The sequence below is a fragment of the Stenotrophomonas sp. GD03958 genome, assembly GCF_029839005.1.
Taxonomy (GTDB): Bacteria; Pseudomonadota; Gammaproteobacteria; order Xanthomonadales; family Xanthomonadaceae; genus Stenotrophomonas; species Stenotrophomonas hibiscicola.
The window spans coordinates 65,517-83,956 of sequence record NZ_JAOBZT010000009.1; the positions used below are offsets into that span (position 1 = coordinate 65,517).

The following is an 18,440-nucleotide window of genomic DNA, read 5'->3' on the forward strand; positions in this document are numbered from 1 at the left end:
CACCGTCAGGGGCGGTCGGCACCCACCTTACTTCGGCAGCAGCGGCAGCAACAGCGCGTGCGCGTCCACCAGCGAACCGACAATGCGATGGCCAAGCGCGCGCAGCTCTTCGTCAGGATGCACCAGGTCCGGTACCTGGATCACGGTCATGCCAGCGGCCAATGCCGCGCGCGTGCCAGCGGGTGAGTCTTCCAGCGCCAGGCAGCGCCCAGGCACCTGGCCCAGTCGCTGCGCGGCCAGCAGGTAGATGTCCGGCGCCGGTTTCGGCCGCGCCACGTCGCCACTGGTGATCACCGCGTCGAAATACGGCAGCAGTCCGGCCGCCGCCAGCTTGCGGTTGGCACGCGGCTGCCGCGTGGTGGTGGCCACCGCGCGCGGTACCGCGTGCGCCTTCAGCAGCTCCAGCAGTTCCAGGATGCCCGGACGCAACGGCAGGCCGGTCTGTGTGCGTCCTTCGTACAGTTCGTGGCAGCGTGCAGCGACCGCCTCGATCACGCTGTCCTCGATACCCTGCGCACGCAGCAGCGCGTGCGAATCCCGGTCGCCGAGACCGACCATGCGCAGGAACACTGCCTCGTCCAGGCCCAGTGCGAATTCGTCGGCGGCCTCGCTCCAGCAGGCCAGCGAGACCCGCTCGCTGTCGATCATCAGGCCGTCCATGTCGAAGATGACGGCGTCGGGGAGGAACGGCAGCGCAGCAATGGTGGTCATGGAGCGAACAGCGTATCCAGGTCGGTGGAAGTGAGCTGCCGCCATTGCCCTTCGTCCAGCCCCTGCAGGTCCAGCCCGCCAACACGACTGCGGTGCAGGGCCTGCACGTGGTTGCCGGTGGCGGCGAACATGCGGCGTACCTGATGGTAGCGGCCTTCGTGCAGCACCAGGCGCGCGCGACGCGCATCCAGCACTTCCAGTTCAGCCGGCAGCAGGGGCGTCTTCTCGGACTCCAGCATCAGCGTGCCGCTGGCGAACAGCGCCACCTCGTCGCCGCGCAGGTCCTCGCTCAACTCGACTTCGTAGACCTTCGGCAGCTTCGACTTCGGCGAGATAATCCGGTGCAGCAGGCCGCCATCGTCGGTCAGCAGCAGCAGGCCACTGGTCTCGCGGTCGAGGCGGCCCACCGTGGACAGCACCGGATCACGGTCGCGGAAGCGCGGCGGCAGCAGGTCATAGATCAGGCGGCCGGTATCCTTGGTCGAACAGGTGTAGCCAGCCGGCTTGTGCAGTGCGATCGACAGGCCCACCGGCGGGTCCAGCGGCTCGCCATCAACCCGGATCACCTCGTGCGGCACCTGGTCGTCGGCGTACAGTACCTCGCCGTCGGCGTCGGTGATGCGGCCTTCGCGAAACATCCACTGCACCTGCTTGCGGCTGCCATAGCCCAGATTGGCGATGTGCTTGACCAGTTTCACTTGCCCTTCCCCTTCACCGCTTCAACCAGCTTGAAGCCGTCGCGCTCGGCGACCACGCGCACCACGCCGAAGCTGTCGTTGAGGGTGTGCTCGTAAGGCAGGTGGCGGTTGGCCACCACGTACAGGCGCCCGCCCGGGCGCAATGCCTGCGCAGCCACGGCGATGAAGCGCTGGCCGATGTCCGGGCGGTCAGCGCGCGACGGCGTGTGGAACGGCGGGTTGCTGATGATGACGTCGTAGCCCGGCTCGATGCCGGCGGTGACGTCCTGCCACAGGAAGCGCAGCGGCAGCGGGCGCGGCGGCGGCGCCAGGTTCAGCTCGGCCAGCGCCAGTGCGCGCTGCTCGGCTTCGTACAGGTCCAGCGCGGTGATCTTCGGGCAACGCTCCAGCAGTTCGCGTGACAGGTAACCGTAGCCAGCGCCCAGGTCGGCGGCACGCCCGGCCAGGTCGGCCGGCAGGTGCTCGGCCAGCAGCGCCGACGCCGGATCGATGCGATCCCAGGCGAACACGCCCGGGCGGCTGAGGAAACGGCCACCGACGATCGGGCGCACCGCGTCCAGTGCCGACCAGCGCTTGGCCAGGTCGGCATCGTGCTGGCCCTGCATCGGGGCGGTCCAGTACACGCGGCAGTGGTTCTTGGTCAGGCTGCCGCCGAGGCCGGCCAACTGCTTGAGGTCGCCCTCGCCGGAGCGCGCGCCTTCGTTGTTGGACTGGCAGGCAACGATGCGGCCGCCGTCGGCGACCAGCGCCAGCGCACGGGCGAACAGCGCACGGGCTTCTTCACGCTGGCGCGGCGGCAGCACCAGCACCAACGGGTAGCGGCCCTTGCCGGCCGCGTCATCCAGCTGCCCGCTGACGGTCCAGCCGGCAGCCTGCTGCAGCGGTTGCGCGAACGGGGCGAAGCTCTGTTCGCAGTGCACCTCGCGATCGCCGGCCACTTCGCGCAATGGCCAGCCATCGCGGGCACGCAGGAAGGCCACCGGACCTTCCGGCCAGCGCAGGGCACCTTGTGAAAACGGCAGGAACAGGGTCTGCAGGGGGGCGTCGTCGCTGGAGGCCATCGGCGCGGGTACTTCAAGCGTGAGGGCCGTCCATTGTACCGGCTTGACCGGGCCGGCCCCGGCAGCCGCTTTGCGAAACCCGAACGGGGCTTTGATCCGCCAGAAACATTGAAACGTTCAGGGTAGAGGCTCCCCCGGAAACCCAGGAGAACCTGCATGCGAGCCTTGTTCGTCGGTGGCGTGGTCGACAACAGTGAAATGGACCTGGAAGGCAGCCATCCGCCCGTGCACTACCCCGAGGACACCGGCGGCGGCCACTCGCGCTACCGGCTGCACCAGGTCGGCCATGGCGCCGACGGCAGCGTGGCCTATGCGGTGTACGGCGCGCCGGACCTGGCTGATGACGAGGTGGCGAGGGTTGCAGAGGAGCGGGCGTACGCACGCCGGTTCGAGGCGACGCCGACCCTGTTCGAGCACTGACACATCTGTAGCGCCCGAGCCCACGCTCGGGTGGCGGCAGAGCCGAGCGTGGGCTCGGCTCTACCTCGGATCAAGGCGCCTTGGGTGGCAGGCGGTTGATACTGGCGATTTCATCCAGCCACACATGGTGCTGCTGCACCGGCGTGTCGTAGTCATCCAGGCGCAACTGGCCGTTGCTGCCTTCATCACCCGCGGCGTTGCGGTATTGCTGCACAGTTGGCCTCACCGCCACCGTGCCGAGCAGGCGGCGGCCATCGTGCAGAATCAGTTCCACCTGCGTTTCGCCATCCAGCTGCGGCAGCAGGGCTTCCAGGCGCGCGATCTGCGCCGGATCGGTGTGGATACGTGGAGCTATACGGGACATCGGCGACCTCCTGACTGCAGGGTCGCCGATCGGCCGTGAATGCTCAGTGCAGCGCACTGTCCGCGCGTGGCACCTGCACCTTGCGCACGGCAGCCACCAGCTGCGCTACCGAGTACGGCTTGGCCACATGCTCTTGGAAGCCCGACGCCAGCGCGCGGCGGCGGTCGTCGGCACGCGCCAGTGCAGTCACCGCCACCGCAGGCAAGGTCGCCGCGTCCACGCCCATGTCCTCGCGCAAGGTGCGCACCAGCCCATAGCCATCCATGCCCGGCATGCCGATGTCGGTCAGCAGCACGTGGTACTGCAGGTGGCCGGTGTCGGCCAGCAGTGCCAGCGCTTCGCCGGCCGAGCTGGCCGCCGATACGCTGGCGCCCTGCTCTTCCAGCATGCGGCGCAGATATTCCAGCACTTCCGGCTGATCCTCCACCGCCAGCACGTGCATGCCGCGCAGAGGATAGGGTTCGACGACCACCGGCTCCAGGATCGGCCCACTGATCACTTCGCGCAGCGGTCGGCGCTCTGCATCCGGCAGGTGCTGGGGCAGGCGCACGGTGAAGGTGGCGCCGTGGCCATGCCCTTCGCTGGCGGCAGTGACCGTGCCGCCATGCAGTTCAACCAGCTGCTGCACGATCGCCAGGCCCAGGCCGAGACCGCCATGACGGCGCGTGGTGGTGCCATCAGCCTGCCGGAAGCGGCTGAACAGATGGTTGAGGAATTCGGGCGCGATGCCGTCGCCGGTGTCGCGCACGGTGATCACCCAGTGATTGCCATCGGCCTGCAGCTGCAGGTCGACGCGGCCTTCGGCCGGGGTGAACTTGATCGCATTGGACAGCAGGTTCCACAACACCTGCTGCAGGCGGGTGGCATCGCCCAGCACCAGGCACGGCTGTTCCGGCAGCAGCAGGCTCACATCCAGCGCCTTGCCTTCGGCGACCAGCTCCTGCGCGCCGATGGCTTCGCTCAGCAGGTCGCGCAGGTCCAGTATCTCCACCTCCAGCTGCACCTTGCCCAGCAGCATGCTGCTCAGGTCGAGCATGTCCGAGATCAGCCGCTTCTGCGCACCGGCGCTGTTGGCGATCACGTTCAGGCCCTTGTACAGCGGACTGGTGTTGTCCACGCGCTGCAGCAGCAGTTCGCTCCAGCCCAGGATGGTGGTCAGCGGCGTACGCAGTTCATGCGACAGCGTGGCCAGGAACTCGTCCTTCAGCCGCGCCATGTTCTCCGCAGCGCTGCGCGCGGCACGCTCGGACTGCAGCAGCTCCTCGCGGGCCAGTTCAATTTCGCGTCGTTCGGTGACATCCGGACTGCTGCCGGCCAGGCCGATGAAGCGGCCCATCCGCGAAAAACGCGGGCGGGCGTTCATCTCCAGCCAGCGCCACTGGCCATCCGCGCGCCGCGCACGCACCAGCGCGTGCATCGAACGCTGCGCCTTCAGCGCTTCCTGCAGTTCGTATTCGAACACGGACGCGTCATCCGGATGCACGAGACCGCGCCAGACATCTTCCGGCACACGCGTTTCATCACCACCGAAGAACTCGCTGAAGGCACTGTTGACGAAACGCGCATGGCCGCGCTCATCGAGCACCCACACCGGCATCGGCAGGCCGTCGGCCAGCGCGCTGAAACGGGCTTCGCTTTCGCCCAGCTCCACTTCCATCTGCTTGCGCGCGGTGATGTCGAAGAACAGGATGCCGACCTTGTCTTCTCCCGGCCGCCCCACCCGCACCGCGTCGACCGCGAACGAGCGGCCCAGCGCACGGGCTTCCATCTCGAACTGAGCGGGGCGGCCGCTGCGTGCGACTTCGCCATAGATACGGAACCAGTCCTGCTCGTGGTTGGGTTCCAGCGCAGTCATGCACTTGCCACGCGCGTCCTTCAGCCCAGTGTGGCGCTCGAACGCGTCGTTGACTTCGAGGAAACAATAGTCGACCGCACGATCACCCTCGAACAGCACCTGGATCACGCAGAAGCCGGCGTTGATGCGCTCAAGCACGCCACGATGCAGGTCGGGTTCTGGCGCCGGCACCAGCATCGGTGGGCGCTCCACGAGGGGCGGCAGTGTGGACAAGGGGGTCTTTGCAGGCCAGGTTGGGAGCACAGCATCTTCCAAAGGGCGTATTCACAGCGTCAAGCGCCGTCAGTCATGGTTGACGTCGATGAATTGGCGGCAACCGCTCTTGCCCACGACGCAATCGGCCATTGCGGTCGTCCGGCAGCAGGCTCACACTCGATCCGTGATCAACACCCCCCCCCAGCGCGGGGACGCAGGAGACCGTCATGAAACGCTCACTCGCGATTGCCCTGCTGGCAGGCGCCCTGGCGGCCGGTGGCGCCAATGCTGCGCCACGCACCGTGACCGATGCAGGCGCGCCGCGTGCGTTGCAGGCCGATGGACCGGTCAGCGTGAAATGGGAAGATCCGGCCAAGTTCACCGAAATACGCCAGAGCAGCAACCGCTTCGAGGCCGAACGCGGTGACTGGGTGCAGCAGCTGGCCCGCTACCTGCAGACCACCGCAGCCAAGCCGCTGCAGCCTGGGCAGACCCTCGATGTGACCCTCGTCGACATCAAGCGTGCCGGTGACTACGAGCCTTGGCACGGCCCGCGTGGCCGCGACATCCGGATCATGCGCGACATCTACCCGCCACGGATCACCCTGCAGTACACGCTGAAGGATGCCAGCGGCCGTATTGTCAGCGAGGGCGATGCGCGCCTCAGCGATACCGGCTACCTGCACAACGTGGGACTGAAGAGCGACAGCGATCCACTGCGCTACGAGAAGCGCCTGATCGATGACTGGGTGAAGCGCCAGCTGGCCAGTCAGGCGACCGCCGCGCGTTAGGTCCCCCGGCAGGTGTCGACCTTGGTCTACACGCATTCACGGCGCCGATCGAGGTCGGCCGCTACCGGTGCCGAGCGCGGGCTCGGCGCTACACGTACACCTTCGCCACGCGCTTGACCGCGCACGGCAGCTGGTAGGCGCTCACGCCACAGCGCGGCGCCAGCTCCGACAGGGTCGGCGCAGAACCCCACAGTTCCACCACGCTGCCGATGCCGGCCTGCGCATGCGCGGTCAGGTCCACCGTCAGCATGTCCATCGACACGCGCCCGATCAGCGCACCGGGCTGGCCGTCGATCAGCACCGGAGTGCCGTTTGGAGCGAACTGCGGATAACCGTCGGCATAGCCGAGTGCAACCACACCCACGCGGGTGCGCGCCTTGGCCACGAAACGCGCGCCATACCCCACCGGTTCACCGGCTTCGATCCAGCGCTCGGCGATCACCTTCGACTGCATCGTCATCACCGGGCGCAGCCGCTCGGTCAACACGGTGTTGTCCGGCAGCGGGTTGGCGCCGTACAGCATCAGGCCCGGGCGCACCCAATCACTGCGCACATCCGGCCAGCCCAGCAGCGCAGGCGAGTTGCACACGCTGGTCTCGCCTGCCAGTCCATCAATGGCGCGGGCGAAGGTCGCCGCCTGTTCGTGGGTGCGTTCGCTGTCCAGCTCGTCGGCACGCGCCAGGTGGGTCATCAGCACGATGCGCTCGACCTGCGGCAGCGCCGACAGGCGCGCGTGCGCCGCGCGGAAACTGTCCACGTCCAGGCCGAGGCGGTGCATGCCGCTGTCCAGCTTCAGCCACACCGTCAACGGGCGCGGGCTGTCGAACGCCGCCAGTGCCTCCACTTGCCACGGTGAACCGACGGCGAACCAGAAGTCATGCTCGGCCACCAGCGTCATGTCGCTCGGCTCGAAGATGCCTTCCAGCAGCAGGATCGGCGCACGGATGCCGGCCTGGCGCAGCTCCAATGCCTCTTCGATGGTGGCTACGCCGAAGCCATCGGCCTCGCCTTCCAGCGCCTGCGCACAGCGCACCGCGCCATGCCCATAGGCGTCGGCCTTGATGATCGCCAGCGCCTTGCCACCGCCCAGTTCACGGGCGAGGCGGTAATTGCTGCGCAGGGCGCCCAGATCGATCAGCGCGCGGGCAGGACGCATGTGCGGTTCTCGTGTTGCGGCGCGTGACCGTACTGGCCGTAGCGGAAAATATCCAGGCCTTCGGTGCTGATCTGCGGCTGTCGCGCGCTCATCAGGTCGGCAAGGTAGCGGCCCGAGCCGCAGGCCATGGTCCAGCCCAGCGTGCCGTGTCCGGTGTTGAGGTACAGGTTGCGGAACGGCGTGGCGCCGATCACCGGCGTACCGTCCGGCGTAGCCGGGCGCAGGCCGGTCCAGAACTGCGCGCGCGACAGGTCGCCGCCCTTCGGATAGAGATCCCTGACCACCAGTTCCAAGGTCTCGCGGCGGCGCTGCGACAGGGACAGGTCGAAGCCGGCCACTTCGGCCATGCCACCGACACGGATGCGGTCGTCGAAGCGGGTCACCGCCACCTTGTAGCTCTCATCGAGGATGGTCGAGGTCGGTGCCATCGCCGGGTCGGTGATCGGCAGGGTCAGCGAATAGCCCTTCAGCGGGTACACCGGCAGGCGCATCCCCAGCGGTGCGACCAGCGCTGGCGAGTAGCTGCCAAGCGCGACCACGAAGCGGTCGGCGGTTTCCAGCTTGCCGTCGATGCGCACGCCGGTGATGCGGTCGCCATCGAACTCCAGGCCGGTGATGTCCTGGTCGAAGCGGAATTCAACGCCGGCATCCATGCACAACTGCGACAGCCGGCGGGTGAACAACTGGCAGTCGCCGGTCTGGTCACGCGGCAGGCGCAGCGCGCCGACCAGGCCATCGACATGGGCCAGGGCCGGTTCGGCCTGGATGATGCCGGCGCGGTCCAGCACCTCGTACGGCACGCCGTACTGGGCCAGGATCTCGATGTCCTGCGCCGAAGCATCCAGCTGCTGCTGGGTGCGGAACAGCTGGGTGGTGCCAAGGTCGCGGCCTTCGAATTCGATGCCGATCTGCGCGCGCAGCTCGTTCAGGCAGTCGCGGCTGTACTCGGACATGCGCACCATGCGCGCCTTGTTGATCGCATAACGCTCGTGGGTGCAGTTGCGCAGCATCTGCCACAGCCAGCGGTACTGGGCCAGGTCCATGCCCGGGCGGATCGCCAGCGGCGCGTGCTTCTCGAACAGCCAGCCGATGGCCTTCTTCGGCACGCCCGGGGCCGCCCACGGCGAGGTGTAGCCGAACGACAGCTGGCCGGCATTGGCGAAGCTGGTTTCCAGCGCCGGGCCGGGTTGGCGGTCGATGACCGTGACTTCAAACCCGGCCTGTCGCAGATACCAGGCACTGGTGGTACCGATCACGCCGCTGCCGAGAACTAGGACTCGCATGGGACTTCTCCAACCCGATCATTCCCTGCACTGGAGCGCACAGGGACCATAATTGGGGAAGTATAGACAGCCATTCCCAGTTGATTTGCCTGTTTTGAAATCAACCGGCAGGATGTTCCACTTCAATTCACTCCCGAAGGTTGACGGTCATGGCCACCCGGATCCGCGAACTGGACAAGATCGACCGCAAGATCCTGCGCATCCTGCAGGCCGAGGGCCGCATCTCCTTCACCGAACTGGGCGAGCGGGTGGGCCTGTCGACCACCCCGTGCACCGAGCGCGTGCGCCGGCTGGAGCGCGAAGGGGTGATCACCGGCTACCACGCCCACCTCGACCCGGCCGCAGTTAAAGCGAGCCTGCTGGTGTTCGTGGAGATCAGCCTGGCGTACAAATCCGGCGACATCTTCGAGGAGTTCCGGCGCGCCGCGCTGAAGCTGCCCAACGTACTGGAATGCCATCTTGTATCGGGCGACTTCGATTACCTGCTGAAGGCGCGGATCAGCGAGATGGCCTCCTACCGCAAGCTGCTCGGCAGCACGCTGCTGACACTGCCGCATGTACGTGAGTCGAAGAGCTACATCGTGATGGAAGAAGTGAAGGAAACACTGAGCCTGCCGATTCCGGACTGAGGCTGCTGCTGGGTGGGGCCAGATCCCGTACAGCGGGCTCTGACCCCGATCATGGCGACAGTCAGCGCTGCTGCGGATGCTTATGCGGGCGCTGTTCCTGCTGCCTGCCGCCCTTGTGCTGCTGCGGCTCCATCTGCTGTTGCTGCTGTTGCTGCTGCGGGTTGCGGCCCTGCGGTTCCTTGCCGGGATGACGGTTCTGCTGGTTTTTCATGGTCGCGATCCAGTGGACGAAGGACATGCGGCGGCGGGATGCCGGCGCAGGGCCACGGTGGCCCCGGAACGGTTAATCGCAGGCGAAAAAGCAGTGATCGGCTGGACGCTGTTTTCGCGCGTTCAGCCCGCTCAGGCCAGCCAGCAGCCAACCTTGGTGGCACCAGGGTTCAGCGCTTGATCTGCTGGCCATCGCCGGCCGGCACGCTGTCGTAGTAGCGGCCGGTGCGCGAGTCGAACACGCGGTTCGGGCCGGCCGGGCGCACGCCGGGCACGATGCGGCCGTTGCGGTCGTAGACCTTGTCGGCCGGCCTCGGTGCTGGCGGCGGCGTGATCTGGGCCGGACCGGTGGACTTGATCGGCTGCGCCCGTTGCGGCGTAGGCAGCAACTGCGGCTGCGGCCGGGCCGCCTGAGGCGGTGGCGCCACCGGCTGCGGCGCCACGGTGGTCGCGCTGCGGGTGGCCGTGGGGTCGGGGGTGGGCACCTGGGCCAGCGCCAGTGCCGGCAACAGGGCGATCAACAGCAGGGGAAGGGTCGGCTTCATGGCACGCTCCGGCGTCTATGACACCCACCTTGCTCCCGCGCCCGTGTGCCACCCATGAACGGCCATCACACTTGCAAGCGCGCGCCGGCACCCCCACGTTTTCCGGCATCCCCAGGCCATCGACCCACGGAGCGCCGCCATGACCGCCTTCGACCTGACGCCCCCCACCGCCACCCAGACCGAGGCCCTGGTCGCCGGCCTCAGCAGTGAGGAACGCCGCGTGCTGTTGCAGCACGGCACCGAAGCGCCGTTCTGCGGCGTGTTCCTCGACAACAAGCGCGAGGGCGTCTACTGCTGCCGGCTGTGCGCGCTGCCGCTGTTCCGCTCCAGCACCAAGTTCGATTCCGGCACCGGCTGGCCCAGCTTCTTCGCCCCGTTCGACCCGGCGCACGTGCGCGAGATCCGCGACACCAGCCACGGCATGGTCCGCACCGAGATCACCTGCGCGCGCTGCGGCAGCCATCTGGGCCACGTGTTCCCCGACGGTCCGCCGCCCACCTACGAGCGCCACTGCCTGAACTCCGTCTCACTTTCCTTCGTCGGCAATGGCGAGCCCTGGCCCGATCCGTTGCAGCGTGGCGGCGCGGAAAGCGGCGTGGCCGGCTGAAACACCCCGCTGACCGATTTCACAGAATTCCCTCTTCAGAAACCCGGGCGACGGGCCGACAAGGAGATATCCCCTCTCCCTGCGTCGCCCCATGCTCATCATCGTTGGATTCCTGGTCGTCATCATCAGCGTGATCGGGGGCTACCTCGGTGCCCACGGCCGCCTGGGCGCCCTCTGGCAGCCCTACGAGCTGGTCATCATCGGCGGCGCCGCGCTCGGCGCGTTCCTGGTCGGTACCCCGGGCAAGACGGTCAAGCAGACCCTGCAGGCCATGGTCGGCGTGTTCAAGGGCCCGCGCTACAAGCAGCAGGATTACATCGATGTCCTCAGCCTGCTCTATGAACTGCTCAACAAGGCGCGCCGCGAAGGCTTCATGGCACTGGAAGACCATGTCGAACGCCCGGCCGAGAGCGCCCTGTTCGCCAACTACCCCAAGGTGCAGGCCGACCACCACCTGATCGACTTCATCACCGACTGCCTGCGCCTGATGATCGGCAGCAACATCGAGCCGCACGAGCTCGAGCCGCTGCTGGAGCTGGAACTGGAGAAGCACCACGCCGAGGCCATGGCACCGTCGCAGGTGCTGACCAAGGTCGCCGACGGACTGCCCGGTTTCGGCATCGTCGCGGCGGTGCTGGGCATCGTCATCACCATGGGTTCGATCGGCGGCGACATCGTCGAGGTCGGTGGCCACGTGGCCGGTGCGCTGGTCGGCACCTTCCTCGGCATCCTGCTGGGCTATGGCTTCGTCGGCCCGATGGCCGCCGCCATGGAAGCGCGCGCCGAGCAGGACAGCCGCATCTACGAATCGGTCAAGACCGCCCTGCTTGCCTGCCTGCGCGGTTACAACCCGAAGATCGCGCTGGAATTCGCCCGCAAGACGCTACCGTCGAACGTGCGCCCGGCCTTCTCCGATTTCGAGCAGCACCTGAAGACGGTCAAGTAAGCCATGGCCGAGAACAAGCCCACCGTCATCGTCCGCCGGGTCAGGAAGGCCGGCCACGCCGCTCACCACGGAGGGTCGTGGAAGGTGGCCTATGCCGACTTCGTGACCGCGATGATGGCCTTCTTCCTGGTGCTGTGGCTGATGGCCACCACCAACAAGAACGACCGCGCCGCCATTTCCGAGTACTTCCGCAACCCGAGCCCGCTGAGCGGGCAGAGTGCCACGCCGGCACCCGGCATGGCCGGCCCGGGCGGCGCCAGCACATCGATGATCAAGCTGGGCGGTGCCACCGACATCTCGCGCGGCAGCAGCAACGATCCCTTCCAGAACCAGAAGGAAGCGGTGCCGCAACCGGTGGACCAGCAGCAGCGCGACAAGCAGCAGCTGGAAGCACTGATGAAGGAGCTGCAGGAAGCGATCAGCCGGAGCCAGGCACTGGAACCCTTCAAGGACCAGCTGCTGCTGGACCTGACTCCGGAAGGCCTGCGCATCCAGATTGTGGACAAGCAGAACCGGCCGATGTTCGACCTCGGCAGCGCTACGCTGAAGCCGTACACGCAGCAGATCCTGCACGAGCTGGCCAACTACCTGAACCACGTGCCGAACCGGATCAGCCTGACCGGTCATACCGACATCACCGCCTATTCGGCCGCGCGCGGCTACGGCAACTGGGAACTGAGCGCTGACCGCGCCAACGCTGCGCGCCGTGCACTGGTGGACGGCGGCCTGGAGGACAGCAAGATCACCCGCGTGGTCGGCCTGTCCTCGTCAGTGCTGTTCGACAAGGCCGACCCGCAGAACCCGATCAACCGCCGCATCAGCATCGTGGTGATGACCAAGGCCGCCGAGGAGGCAGCGCTGGCGGGTGCCGGCCCCCAGGTGGGGCTGTCGGCGCCCACCGCCGACCCGGACGTGCAGGCCGCGCAGGGGCAAGCGGAATAAGCTGTGGGTGCGCGCCTTGGTCCGAATCCACAGGGCCATGCCGGGCGAGCGCACCACGCCGCACCCGCTACAATGGCGGTCTTTCCGTTTCCAGGTGATCTCACCCCCATGTCCCAGAACTCCAAGGCCAAGCGCGACAAGCGCAAGAAGCAGCAGGGCAAGCGCCCGTTCCTCCGCCTGAACGCGCAGCAGCAGGTGCAGAACCATGCCGTGCTGACCAACGAAGACGGCCAGGTGGTGGCGGCCATCGGCCTGCAGGGCCGTGAGTGGCTGCTGGCCATCGGCGGCCAGACCATGGGCAACGCCGAGAACCCGGTGCCGATGCTGGCCATGCTCAAGCACCTGGCCAACGTGCAGGAGAAGGAAGGCCGCAGGGTCAACCTGGAGTACTCCGAACTGCTGCAGAAGCTGCTGGACACCCTGGCGGCCGAATCCGAGCAGACCGCCGACGAATACCTGGACAAGCTGGTGTCCGAGTTCGAGACCGTGGAAGCCGAAGAAGGCGAAGAAGCCGCCGAAGGCGATGTGGTTGAAGCTGCTGCCGACGCCGAGGCCGCCCCGGCCGCTGACAGCGACAGCAAGCCGCAGGCCTGAACCGGCCGCGGCGGTGACGGTCTACGTCGATGACGCAGTGCATCCCTGGCGCGGACAGCGCTGGGCGCACCTGATGGCCGACACCCTGGCCGAGCTGCACGCAATGGCCGCGCAGCTCGGCATTCCACCGCGCGCCTTCCAGAACAAGGCCAGCGGCGCCCACTACGATGTCACTGCCGGGCTGCGCGCACAGGCCATTGCGCTCGGCGCCCGGGCGATCTCACGGCACACCGACCGCGAGCTGGTCAAGGCGGTGATTGCCAACGCCCGGGCGCAGTACCGGCCGTAGGCCGCGCCGCGGGTTCGCCGGCCACCAACCGGCACCGACCGGGTAGAGTCGACTGTCAGTCGACTGCTCTCCCATCCGGCCGCGAGAACCCCGCGCTGCGCGCGATAGTCGACCAACAGTCGACTCTACCCCGTCGGGTCGTCCCCGGCGGATCAACCCGTCAGGCCGCGCCCAGCAGGTCGTCCCCGCCGGGTCGTGCCTGGCGGATCGGCCCATCGCTCAGAACGGGTCGCTGCCCAGCCGGATTTCCACGTTCAGCAGCGAGCACAGCGCAAGCATCGCGTCATCGTCGCGGGTCAGCGCCATCACCCCGGTAAAGCCATCACTGCCGGCATCCACGCTCCACAGCGTGTAGTTGTGCTCGCGCAGGCGGTCGAAGGCGGTGGCCATCAGCTGCACGCCGTCCAGGCCTTCGGCAAAGTCCTCGTCGTCCAGGTCGCCACCCCAGTCCAGCTGCAGGTTGAAGCGCGCCGACAGCTCGTTCACCGCCGACTGCAGCGACTCCAGGTCCTCGCGCTCCACATCGAAACCGGACTGCCAGGCGATGGCGGTGAACAGCGCCGGCAGCCAGTCGCTGTCCGCTTCCAGCGGCTGACCGTCCTCGGCCAGGTGCTCGCGCCAGCGGTTGAACTGCTGCAGGGCCAACTCTTCGTCACCCGGGTTGATCAGCACCAGCAGGTTCCAGACCCGCGCCTCGAAGCCCTCCTCGTCGAAGTCGTGGATGTCTTCCTCGAAGTCGAAATAGTCGCTGTTGTCGGGCATGGCGGAACGTCCTCTGGGGCAGGTCGGCATTCTACGGTTTATCCTGTGCCGCTGAAGCCGGCCTTGGTGGCCGTCACTGTGAATGAAGCGATGAGCGATACCCCTCCCGACCACCTGGCGATCAACCCGGCCAGCCCCTTCCATGATGCGCAGGCGCTGGAGCGCGGCGTTGGCGTGCGTTTCAACGACATCGAGCGCGACAACGTCGAGGAATACTCGGTCAGCGAAGGCTGGATCCGCGTGCAGGCCGGCAAGGCCCGTGACCGCCGCGGCAACCCGATGACGATCAAGGTCAAGGGCAAAGTCGAGGTGTATTTCCTGGACCAGAAGCCGGAATAAGCACGGCTCCCCGATCCTGGGGTCAGATCCCTTTCCTGCGGAAAGGGATCTGACCCCGATCAACGCGGACCGAGGTCCGTACCCACCCGGGGTACACGGTCATTCGCGCTTGCGCGATTCCAGCAGGTCCAGGTTGCGGATCAGGCGCCGCGAGATCTCATCGGAGATCACCCCGCGCCGGGTCAGCCGGAACAGTTCCTCGCGCTCGGCGTTGAGGCCGGCGCTGCGCAGCTGGCGGTAGCCCAGCTCCATGCGCCGCACCTTCTCCGGGTCTACGTCGGGCCCGTCGTTGTCCTTCTCCAGGTGCCGCTGGTACAGCAGGCTCACCCGCGAGGCGGCATCGTTGTACAGCTGCACGTTCTCGGTGTTCTGGTTCATCACCAGCTGCTGGCGCATGCGCTCGACCCCGGCCAGCGCCGCCTTCGACGACAGCCGGCGCGCCAGGTCCTCTTCCTTGCGTTCACCCGAATCGGCCGGCAGCTGCAGGCCCTTCAGCAGCTGCGGCAGCGCGATGCTGGCGCCGAGCAGCGAGAACAGGATCACCGAGGCGGCCAGGAAGATCACCAGGTCACGTGCCGGGAACGCACTGCCATCAGGCAGGAACAGCGGCAGGGTCAACACGCCGGCCAGGGTGATCGCACCACGCACGCCGGCCACCGAGGTCGCCACCACGATGCGCCAGTTCGGCGCTTCGCCCCGCTCCAGTCCGCGGCGGCGCGCGCGCAGCAGGTTCCAGCGCAGCGACAGCCACACCCACAGCAGGCGCAGCACCACCAGCGCCAGGTTGATCACCACTACGTACACCAGCAGCCACCACGCGCTCTGGTGGCCGGTCTCGTTCATGGTGGTGGTGGCACGTTCGACAATACCGGGCAGCTGCTCGCCCAGCAGCACGAACATGATGCCGTTGAAGCTGAACTGCAGCATGTTCCAGACCCCGGCACGCTGCACGCGCATGCTGCCGGAGACGCGGCCGGTCAGCTCGACGTAGCTCATCGCGATACCGGCGGCGACCGCGGCGAGGATGCCGGAGGCGTGGATCTCTTCGGCCAGCAGGTAGGCCGCGAACGGAATGAGCAGGTTGACCAGCATCGCCGCGCCCGGCTCCTCGCCGAAGCGGCGCCACAGCCAGCGCTGGAAGGTCGACACACCAAGGGTGACCGCCACGCCCACCGCAAGGCCGGCCACGGCCACCCACACGAAGGTCAGCGAGGCCGTGGCCAGCGAGAACGTGCCGGTCATCACCGCAGCCACCGCGAAGCGGAAGCAGACCAGGCCCGATGCATCGTTGAGCAGCGACTCGCCTTCCAGGATGTGCATCAGGCGCTTGGGAATCGGCGCCTTGGAGGCGATCGCACCCACTGCCACAGGATCGGTCGGCGACACGATCGCCGCCAGCGCGAAGCACACCGCCAGCGGCATCACAGGAATCAGCCAGTGGATCAGGAAGCCTGCGCCGATGACGGTGAACACCACCAGGCCGAACGCCAGTTCGAGGATCGCGCCCTTGTCGCGGAACAGGCCCTGCTTGGGAATGCGCCAGCCATCCAGGAACAGCAGCGGCGGCAGGAACAGCAGGAAGAACACTTCCGGCTCTAGCGCGTGGCCGCGGTTGAATACCCCGGCAATGACCGCGCCCAGGCCGATCTGCACCAGCGGCAGCGGCAACGAGAACGGCAGGACGCGAACCAGGTAGCCGCTGGCGACAACGGCCACCAGCATCGCCAGGACGACTTCAATGGTATGCATGCTTCTTCCAGGAAGCGGCGCGTGGGGCGGCTTGAAGGCCAGCGCCGGAAACCCGGAAAAAACTACCACATGCGGCCACGACCGCAACGGCCGGGGCCGTCGCGCGTCAGCCCCGGCTCATGCCCCGTCGAAGCGGTACAGGTCCATGGCCAGGAAGCCAGCGTCGATGCCGGCATCGATGCGACGCGCACCGAAGCCGCCCTCGCCGGCCGCGCCCATCGCGAAGAACAGCGGCAGCAGGTGTTCGTCGGTCGGGTGCGCGCGCTCGGCGAATGGCGCCTGCCGGCGGTAATCCAGCAGGGCCTGGCGGTCATCAGCGGCCAGCCGCTGCTCCACCCACTCGATGAAGGGCCGCACGTATGGCGCTTCCTTGCCGTCCTGGTAGTCGCCCCAGTCGTGCAGGTTGTGGGTGATGCTGCCCGAGCCGACCAGCAGCACGCCTTGTTCGCGCAGTGGTGCCAGCGCGCGGCCCAGCGCGAACTGATGCTCGGGGCCGAGCAGCGGCTGGATCGACACCGGCACCACCGGGATGTCGGCCTGCGGGCGCAACAGCCGCAGCGGTACCCACGCGCCGTGGTCGAGGCCACGCTGCGGGTCGATGGCCACTGGCAGTCCTGCGGCGGCGATGCGGCCGCCCACTTCTTCGGCCAGTGCCGGGTCGCCCGGCGCCGGGTACTGCAGTTCGAACAGCGCGCGCGGGAAGCCGCCGAAATCGTGGATGGTTGGCGGCTGCGGATGCGCCCCGACCAGCGGCTGCCGGCCCAGCCAGTGCGCCGAGGCCATCACGATGGCGCGCGGCGTGGGCAGGTCGCGCGCCAGCTCGGCCAGGCGCACACCAACCTGGCCCGGATGCAGGGCAGTCATCGGCGAACCATGGGAGATGTACAGCGAAGGCAGGCGGGACATGGAATTCTCCAGTTGCAGGATCAGGCGGCGATCAGCGCGAACGCAGGGTCCACTTGCCATCGCCGACCAGGAACAGCACCACCAGCGCCAGCGCCCAGAACGCCGGGTATTCCCAGCCGCCGCCGGCATTGGCGAAACCGAAGCCGTTGGCGCCGTGCACGGTGACGATGGTGCCCAGCAGCAGCGGCACGCCGACCAGGCCCACCCAGCGTGCGTAGATGCCCAGCAGCAGCGCGACGGTGATCACCAGCTCGACGCCGATGGTGAGGTAGCCGAGCACGCCGGGCAGGCCCAGAGACTCGAAGAACGCCGCCGTACCGGCCGGGGTGAACACCAGCAGCTTGGTCAGTGCGTGGACTAGGAACAGCACGCCCAGAGCCAGGCGCAGCAGGGTGGCGCCATACGGCGCCAGCGGCGAAACAGGAGCGGTCGTGGTGTGCATGGCAAAGCACCTTGAAGGGAGCGGGCACAGGTTATTGCGCCTTCACGGACTGATAAATACGATCGTTTGACCGTATTTATTTCACAAGGCGCAACAATGGACACCCTCGAAGCGATGCGCGTGTTCGTGGCGGTGGTCGAGCGCAACGGCTTCAGTGCCGCCGCCCAAGCCCTGGACATGTCCACCGCCGGCGTCACGCGCCAGGTCGCGGCGCTGGAAAAGCGCCTGTCCACCCGCCTGCTCCACCGCACCACGCGCCGGGTCAGCCCGACCAGTGCCGGCGCCGCCTACTACGCCCAGTGCGTGCGCCTGCTGGCCGAATTCGACGCGCTGGAAGCCAGTATCGGCGCGCAGGCGCTGGAGCCTTCGGGCACGCTGCGCATCAACGCACCGGTGAGCTGGGGCATTGCCCGCCTCGGCCCGCTGCTGGCCAGCTACCGCCAGCGCTTCCCGCAGGTGGAGTTGGACCTGGCGCTGTCCGACCGGCTGGTGGACATGGTCGAGGAAGGCTACGACGTGGCCATCCGCATCACCCGCGAGCCCGGTCCCACGCTGATCGCGCGCCGCCTGGGCGAATCGCGGGTGAGCCTGTGCGCCGCGCCGGCCTACCTGGCCGCACACGGCACCCCGCAGACCCCGCAGGAGCTGCAGGCACACGCATGCCTGAGCTACAGCTACTGGGCCGCAGGCAACAACTGGCCGCTGCAGGGGCCCGGCGGTGAAGTGAAGGTGGCGGTAAGCAGCCTGCTGCACGCCAACAACGGCGACGTGCTGCGCGAAGCGGCGATTGCCGGCATGGGCGTGATCCTGCAGCCGGATTTCCTGCTGGAAGACGCGTTGGCCGATGGCCGGCTGGTGCGCGTGCTGCCCGAATGGGAGGCCGCCCCGATCGGCATCTTCGCGGTCTATACCAGCCGCAGCCACCTGGCACCGAAGGTGCGCAGTT

General features: G+C 67.6%; 23 protein-coding genes. 10 read left to right on the forward strand and 13 right to left on the reverse strand.

Annotation, left to right across the window (positions count from 1 at the left end; all coding sequences use genetic code 11):
- Positions 1–27 precede the first annotated feature (27 nt).
- From N5C25_RS04735 to N5C25_RS04745, 3 genes are read right to left on the reverse strand one after another with little or no spacing between them, the layout of a single operon-like run.
- The gene (locus N5C25_RS04735; protein ID WP_021204381.1) at positions 28–711 is read right to left on the reverse strand and encodes an HAD family phosphatase; all 684 of its coding nucleotides are present in this window, start codon (positions 709–711) and stop codon (positions 28–30) included.
- A complete protein-coding gene (locus tag N5C25_RS04740) occupies positions 708–1,409 on the reverse strand; it encodes a pseudouridine synthase (protein ID WP_251102584.1) in 702 nt (233 codons plus the stop codon). Before N5C25_RS04740 ends, N5C25_RS04735 begins: the two co-directional genes overlap by 4 nt.
- The gene (locus N5C25_RS04745; protein ID WP_279936526.1) at positions 1,406–2,470 is read right to left on the reverse strand and encodes a class I SAM-dependent methyltransferase; all 1,065 of its coding nucleotides are present in this window, start codon (positions 2,468–2,470) and stop codon (positions 1,406–1,408) included. Before N5C25_RS04745 ends, N5C25_RS04740 begins: the two co-directional genes overlap by 4 nt.
- Before the next feature lie 156 nt (positions 2,471–2,626).
- Between N5C25_RS04745 and N5C25_RS04750 the strand changes: the two genes are divergently transcribed.
- Positions 2,627–2,890: a hypothetical protein gene (locus N5C25_RS04750; protein WP_005407925.1), complete on the forward strand. Its 264-nt coding sequence runs from the start codon at positions 2,627–2,629 to the stop codon at positions 2,888–2,890.
- A gap of 70 nt (positions 2,891–2,960) precedes the next feature.
- Here the strand turns inward: N5C25_RS04750 and N5C25_RS04755 are convergent, their stop codons facing one another.
- Complete coding sequence (locus N5C25_RS04755) at positions 2,961–3,254, reverse strand: DUF3247 family protein (RefSeq protein ID WP_019660923.1); 294 nt, start codon at positions 3,252–3,254, stop codon at positions 2,961–2,963.
- Between the two features lie 43 nt (positions 3,255–3,297).
- A complete protein-coding gene (locus N5C25_RS04760; RefSeq protein ID WP_279936530.1) occupies positions 3,298–5,286 on the reverse strand; it encodes an ATP-binding protein in 1,989 nt (662 codons plus the stop codon).
- Positions 5,287–5,531: 245 nt separating this feature from the next.
- Between N5C25_RS04760 and N5C25_RS04765 the strand changes: the two genes are divergently transcribed.
- Positions 5,532–6,095: a DUF3016 domain-containing protein gene (locus tag N5C25_RS04765; RefSeq protein ID WP_058980693.1), complete on the forward strand. Its 564-nt coding sequence runs from the start codon at positions 5,532–5,534 to the stop codon at positions 6,093–6,095.
- A gap of 88 nt (positions 6,096–6,183) precedes the next feature.
- On the opposite strand, the gene alr is transcribed toward N5C25_RS04765, so the two are convergent.
- Together alr and N5C25_RS04775 are read right to left on the reverse strand one after the other, a co-directional pair.
- Positions 6,184–7,251 carry an alanine racemase gene (alr, locus tag N5C25_RS04770; RefSeq protein WP_058980695.1) on the reverse strand — a complete coding sequence of 356 codons (1,068 nt, stop codon included), beginning with the start codon at positions 7,249–7,251 and terminating at the stop codon, positions 6,184–6,186.
- Positions 7,230–8,534 carry a D-amino acid dehydrogenase gene (locus tag N5C25_RS04775; protein ID WP_058980697.1) on the reverse strand — a complete coding sequence of 435 codons (1,305 nt, stop codon included), beginning with the start codon at positions 8,532–8,534 and terminating at the stop codon, positions 7,230–7,232. The genes alr and N5C25_RS04775 overlap by 22 nt, the downstream gene beginning before the upstream one ends.
- A gap of 149 nt (positions 8,535–8,683) precedes the next feature.
- On the opposite strand from N5C25_RS04775, the gene N5C25_RS04780 reads away from it, so the two are divergent.
- Positions 8,684–9,163 carry a winged helix-turn-helix transcriptional regulator gene (locus N5C25_RS04780; protein WP_019660918.1) on the forward strand — a complete coding sequence of 160 codons (480 nt, stop codon included), beginning with the start codon at positions 8,684–8,686 and terminating at the stop codon, positions 9,161–9,163.
- A 61-nt stretch (positions 9,164–9,224) separates the two neighbouring features.
- Here N5C25_RS04780 and N5C25_RS04785 read toward each other — a convergent pair whose 3' ends face one another.
- Both N5C25_RS04785 and N5C25_RS04790 read right to left on the reverse strand, forming a co-directional pair.
- Positions 9,225–9,401, reverse strand: coding sequence for a hypothetical protein (locus N5C25_RS04785; protein WP_058980698.1), 177 nt, complete (start codon positions 9,399–9,401; stop codon positions 9,225–9,227).
- Between the two features lie 142 nt (positions 9,402–9,543).
- The gene (locus tag N5C25_RS04790) at positions 9,544–9,918 is read right to left on the reverse strand and encodes a hypothetical protein (RefSeq protein WP_058980700.1); all 375 of its coding nucleotides are present in this window, start codon (positions 9,916–9,918) and stop codon (positions 9,544–9,546) included.
- Between the two features lie 139 nt (positions 9,919–10,057).
- Here N5C25_RS04790 and msrB point away from each other — a divergent pair, with 139 nt between their 5' ends.
- The 5 genes from msrB to N5C25_RS04815 all read left to right on the forward strand — a co-directional run bounded on the left by msrB (position 10,058) and on the right by N5C25_RS04815 (position 13,296).
- Positions 10,058–10,525 (forward strand): peptide-methionine (R)-S-oxide reductase MsrB, encoded by a 468-nt coding sequence (gene msrB / locus N5C25_RS04795; protein WP_019660915.1) that lies wholly within the window; start codon positions 10,058–10,060, stop codon positions 10,523–10,525.
- Positions 10,526–10,616: 91 nt separating this feature from the next.
- A complete protein-coding gene (gene motA / locus N5C25_RS04800; protein ID WP_279936527.1) occupies positions 10,617–11,471 on the forward strand; it encodes a flagellar motor stator protein MotA in 855 nt (284 codons plus the stop codon).
- Between the two features lie 3 nt (positions 11,472–11,474).
- Entirely contained in the window at positions 11,475–12,413 is a 939-nt protein-coding gene (motB, locus tag N5C25_RS04805; RefSeq protein WP_019660913.1) for a flagellar motor protein MotB, read from the forward strand.
- Between the two features lie 108 nt (positions 12,414–12,521).
- On the forward strand, positions 12,522–13,007 hold the full coding sequence (locus N5C25_RS04810) for a hypothetical protein (protein ID WP_279936528.1): 486 nt from the start codon (positions 12,522–12,524) through the stop codon (positions 13,005–13,007).
- Positions 13,008–13,020: 13 nt separating this feature from the next.
- Positions 13,021–13,296 (forward strand): DUF4031 domain-containing protein, encoded by a 276-nt coding sequence (locus tag N5C25_RS04815; protein ID WP_019660911.1) that lies wholly within the window; start codon positions 13,021–13,023, stop codon positions 13,294–13,296.
- A 219-nt stretch (positions 13,297–13,515) separates the two neighbouring features.
- Here N5C25_RS04815 and N5C25_RS04820 read toward each other — a convergent pair whose 3' ends face one another.
- Positions 13,516–14,058, reverse strand: coding sequence for a hypothetical protein (locus tag N5C25_RS04820; protein ID WP_019660910.1), 543 nt, complete (start codon positions 14,056–14,058; stop codon positions 13,516–13,518).
- A gap of 90 nt (positions 14,059–14,148) precedes the next feature.
- Between N5C25_RS04820 and N5C25_RS04825 the strand changes: the two genes are divergently transcribed.
- Entirely contained in the window at positions 14,149–14,397 is a 249-nt protein-coding gene (locus tag N5C25_RS04825; RefSeq protein WP_026347120.1) for a DUF3297 family protein, read from the forward strand.
- A gap of 99 nt (positions 14,398–14,496) precedes the next feature.
- On the opposite strand, the gene N5C25_RS04830 is transcribed toward N5C25_RS04825, so the two are convergent.
- The 3 genes from N5C25_RS04830 to N5C25_RS04840 all read right to left on the reverse strand — a co-directional run bounded on the left by N5C25_RS04830 (position 14,497) and on the right by N5C25_RS04840 (position 17,494).
- A complete protein-coding gene (locus N5C25_RS04830; RefSeq protein WP_019660908.1) occupies positions 14,497–16,146 on the reverse strand; it encodes a Na+/H+ antiporter in 1,650 nt (549 codons plus the stop codon).
- Between the two features lie 117 nt (positions 16,147–16,263).
- Positions 16,264–17,052: a class III extradiol ring-cleavage dioxygenase gene (locus tag N5C25_RS04835; RefSeq protein WP_058980706.1), complete on the reverse strand. Its 789-nt coding sequence runs from the start codon at positions 17,050–17,052 to the stop codon at positions 16,264–16,266.
- A 31-nt stretch (positions 17,053–17,083) separates the two neighbouring features.
- Positions 17,084–17,494 carry a DoxX family protein gene (locus tag N5C25_RS04840; RefSeq protein ID WP_075675478.1) on the reverse strand — a complete coding sequence of 137 codons (411 nt, stop codon included), beginning with the start codon at positions 17,492–17,494 and terminating at the stop codon, positions 17,084–17,086.
- Positions 17,495–17,590: 96 nt separating this feature from the next.
- Between N5C25_RS04840 and N5C25_RS04845 the strand changes: the two genes are divergently transcribed.
- Positions 17,591–18,440 (forward strand): LysR family transcriptional regulator (locus N5C25_RS04845; protein ID WP_279936529.1); only part of this gene is annotated, 850 nt, incomplete at its 3' end.

Excerpts from the sequence above, each read along its gene's own strand:
- N5C25_RS04760 (WP_279936530.1), bottom strand. The coding sequence starts at position 5,286 with ATGCTGGTGCCGGCGCCAGAACCCGACCTGCATCGTGGCGTGCTTGAG.
- alr (WP_058980695.1), bottom strand. The coding sequence starts at position 7,251 with ATGCGTCCTGCCCGCGCGCTGATCGATCTGGGCGCCCTGCGCAGCAAT.
- N5C25_RS04745 (WP_279936526.1), bottom strand. The coding sequence starts at position 2,470 with ATGGCCTCCAGCGACGACGCCCCCCTGCAGACCCTGTTCCTGCCGTTT.
- N5C25_RS04755 (WP_019660923.1), bottom strand. The coding sequence starts at position 3,254 with ATGTCCCGTATAGCTCCACGTATCCACACCGATCCGGCGCAGATCGCG.
- N5C25_RS04820 (WP_019660910.1), bottom strand. The coding sequence starts at position 14,058 with ATGCCCGACAACAGCGACTATTTCGACTTCGAGGAAGACATCCACGAC.
- N5C25_RS04840 (WP_075675478.1), bottom strand. The coding sequence starts at position 17,494 with ATGCACACCACGACCGCTCCTGTTTCGCCGCTGGCGCCGTATGGCGCC.
- N5C25_RS04835 (WP_058980706.1), bottom strand. The coding sequence starts at position 17,052 with ATGTCCCGCCTGCCTTCGCTGTACATCTCCCATGGTTCGCCGATGACT.
- N5C25_RS04735 (WP_021204381.1), bottom strand. The coding sequence starts at position 711 with ATGACCACCATTGCTGCGCTGCCGTTCCTCCCCGACGCCGTCATCTTC.
- N5C25_RS04825 (WP_026347120.1), top strand. The coding sequence starts at position 14,149 with ATGAGCGATACCCCTCCCGACCACCTGGCGATCAACCCGGCCAGCCCC.
- N5C25_RS04785 (WP_058980698.1), bottom strand. The coding sequence starts at position 9,401 with ATGTCCTTCGTCCACTGGATCGCGACCATGAAAAACCAGCAGAACCGT.
- motB (WP_019660913.1), top strand. The coding sequence starts at position 11,475 with ATGGCCGAGAACAAGCCCACCGTCATCGTCCGCCGGGTCAGGAAGGCC.
- N5C25_RS04810 (WP_279936528.1), top strand. The coding sequence starts at position 12,522 with ATGTCCCAGAACTCCAAGGCCAAGCGCGACAAGCGCAAGAAGCAGCAG.
- N5C25_RS04830 (WP_019660908.1), bottom strand. The coding sequence starts at position 16,146 with ATGCATACCATTGAAGTCGTCCTGGCGATGCTGGTGGCCGTTGTCGCC.
- N5C25_RS04775 (WP_058980697.1), bottom strand. The coding sequence starts at position 8,534 with ATGCGAGTCCTAGTTCTCGGCAGCGGCGTGATCGGTACCACCAGTGCC.
- msrB (WP_019660915.1), top strand. The coding sequence starts at position 10,058 with ATGACCGCCTTCGACCTGACGCCCCCCACCGCCACCCAGACCGAGGCC.
- N5C25_RS04780 (WP_019660918.1), top strand. The coding sequence starts at position 8,684 with ATGGCCACCCGGATCCGCGAACTGGACAAGATCGACCGCAAGATCCTG.
- N5C25_RS04765 (WP_058980693.1), top strand. The coding sequence starts at position 5,532 with ATGAAACGCTCACTCGCGATTGCCCTGCTGGCAGGCGCCCTGGCGGCC.
- N5C25_RS04790 (WP_058980700.1), bottom strand. The coding sequence starts at position 9,918 with ATGAAGCCGACCCTTCCCCTGCTGTTGATCGCCCTGTTGCCGGCACTG.
- motA (WP_279936527.1), top strand. The coding sequence starts at position 10,617 with ATGCTCATCATCGTTGGATTCCTGGTCGTCATCATCAGCGTGATCGGG.
- N5C25_RS04750 (WP_005407925.1), top strand. The coding sequence starts at position 2,627 with ATGCGAGCCTTGTTCGTCGGTGGCGTGGTCGACAACAGTGAAATGGAC.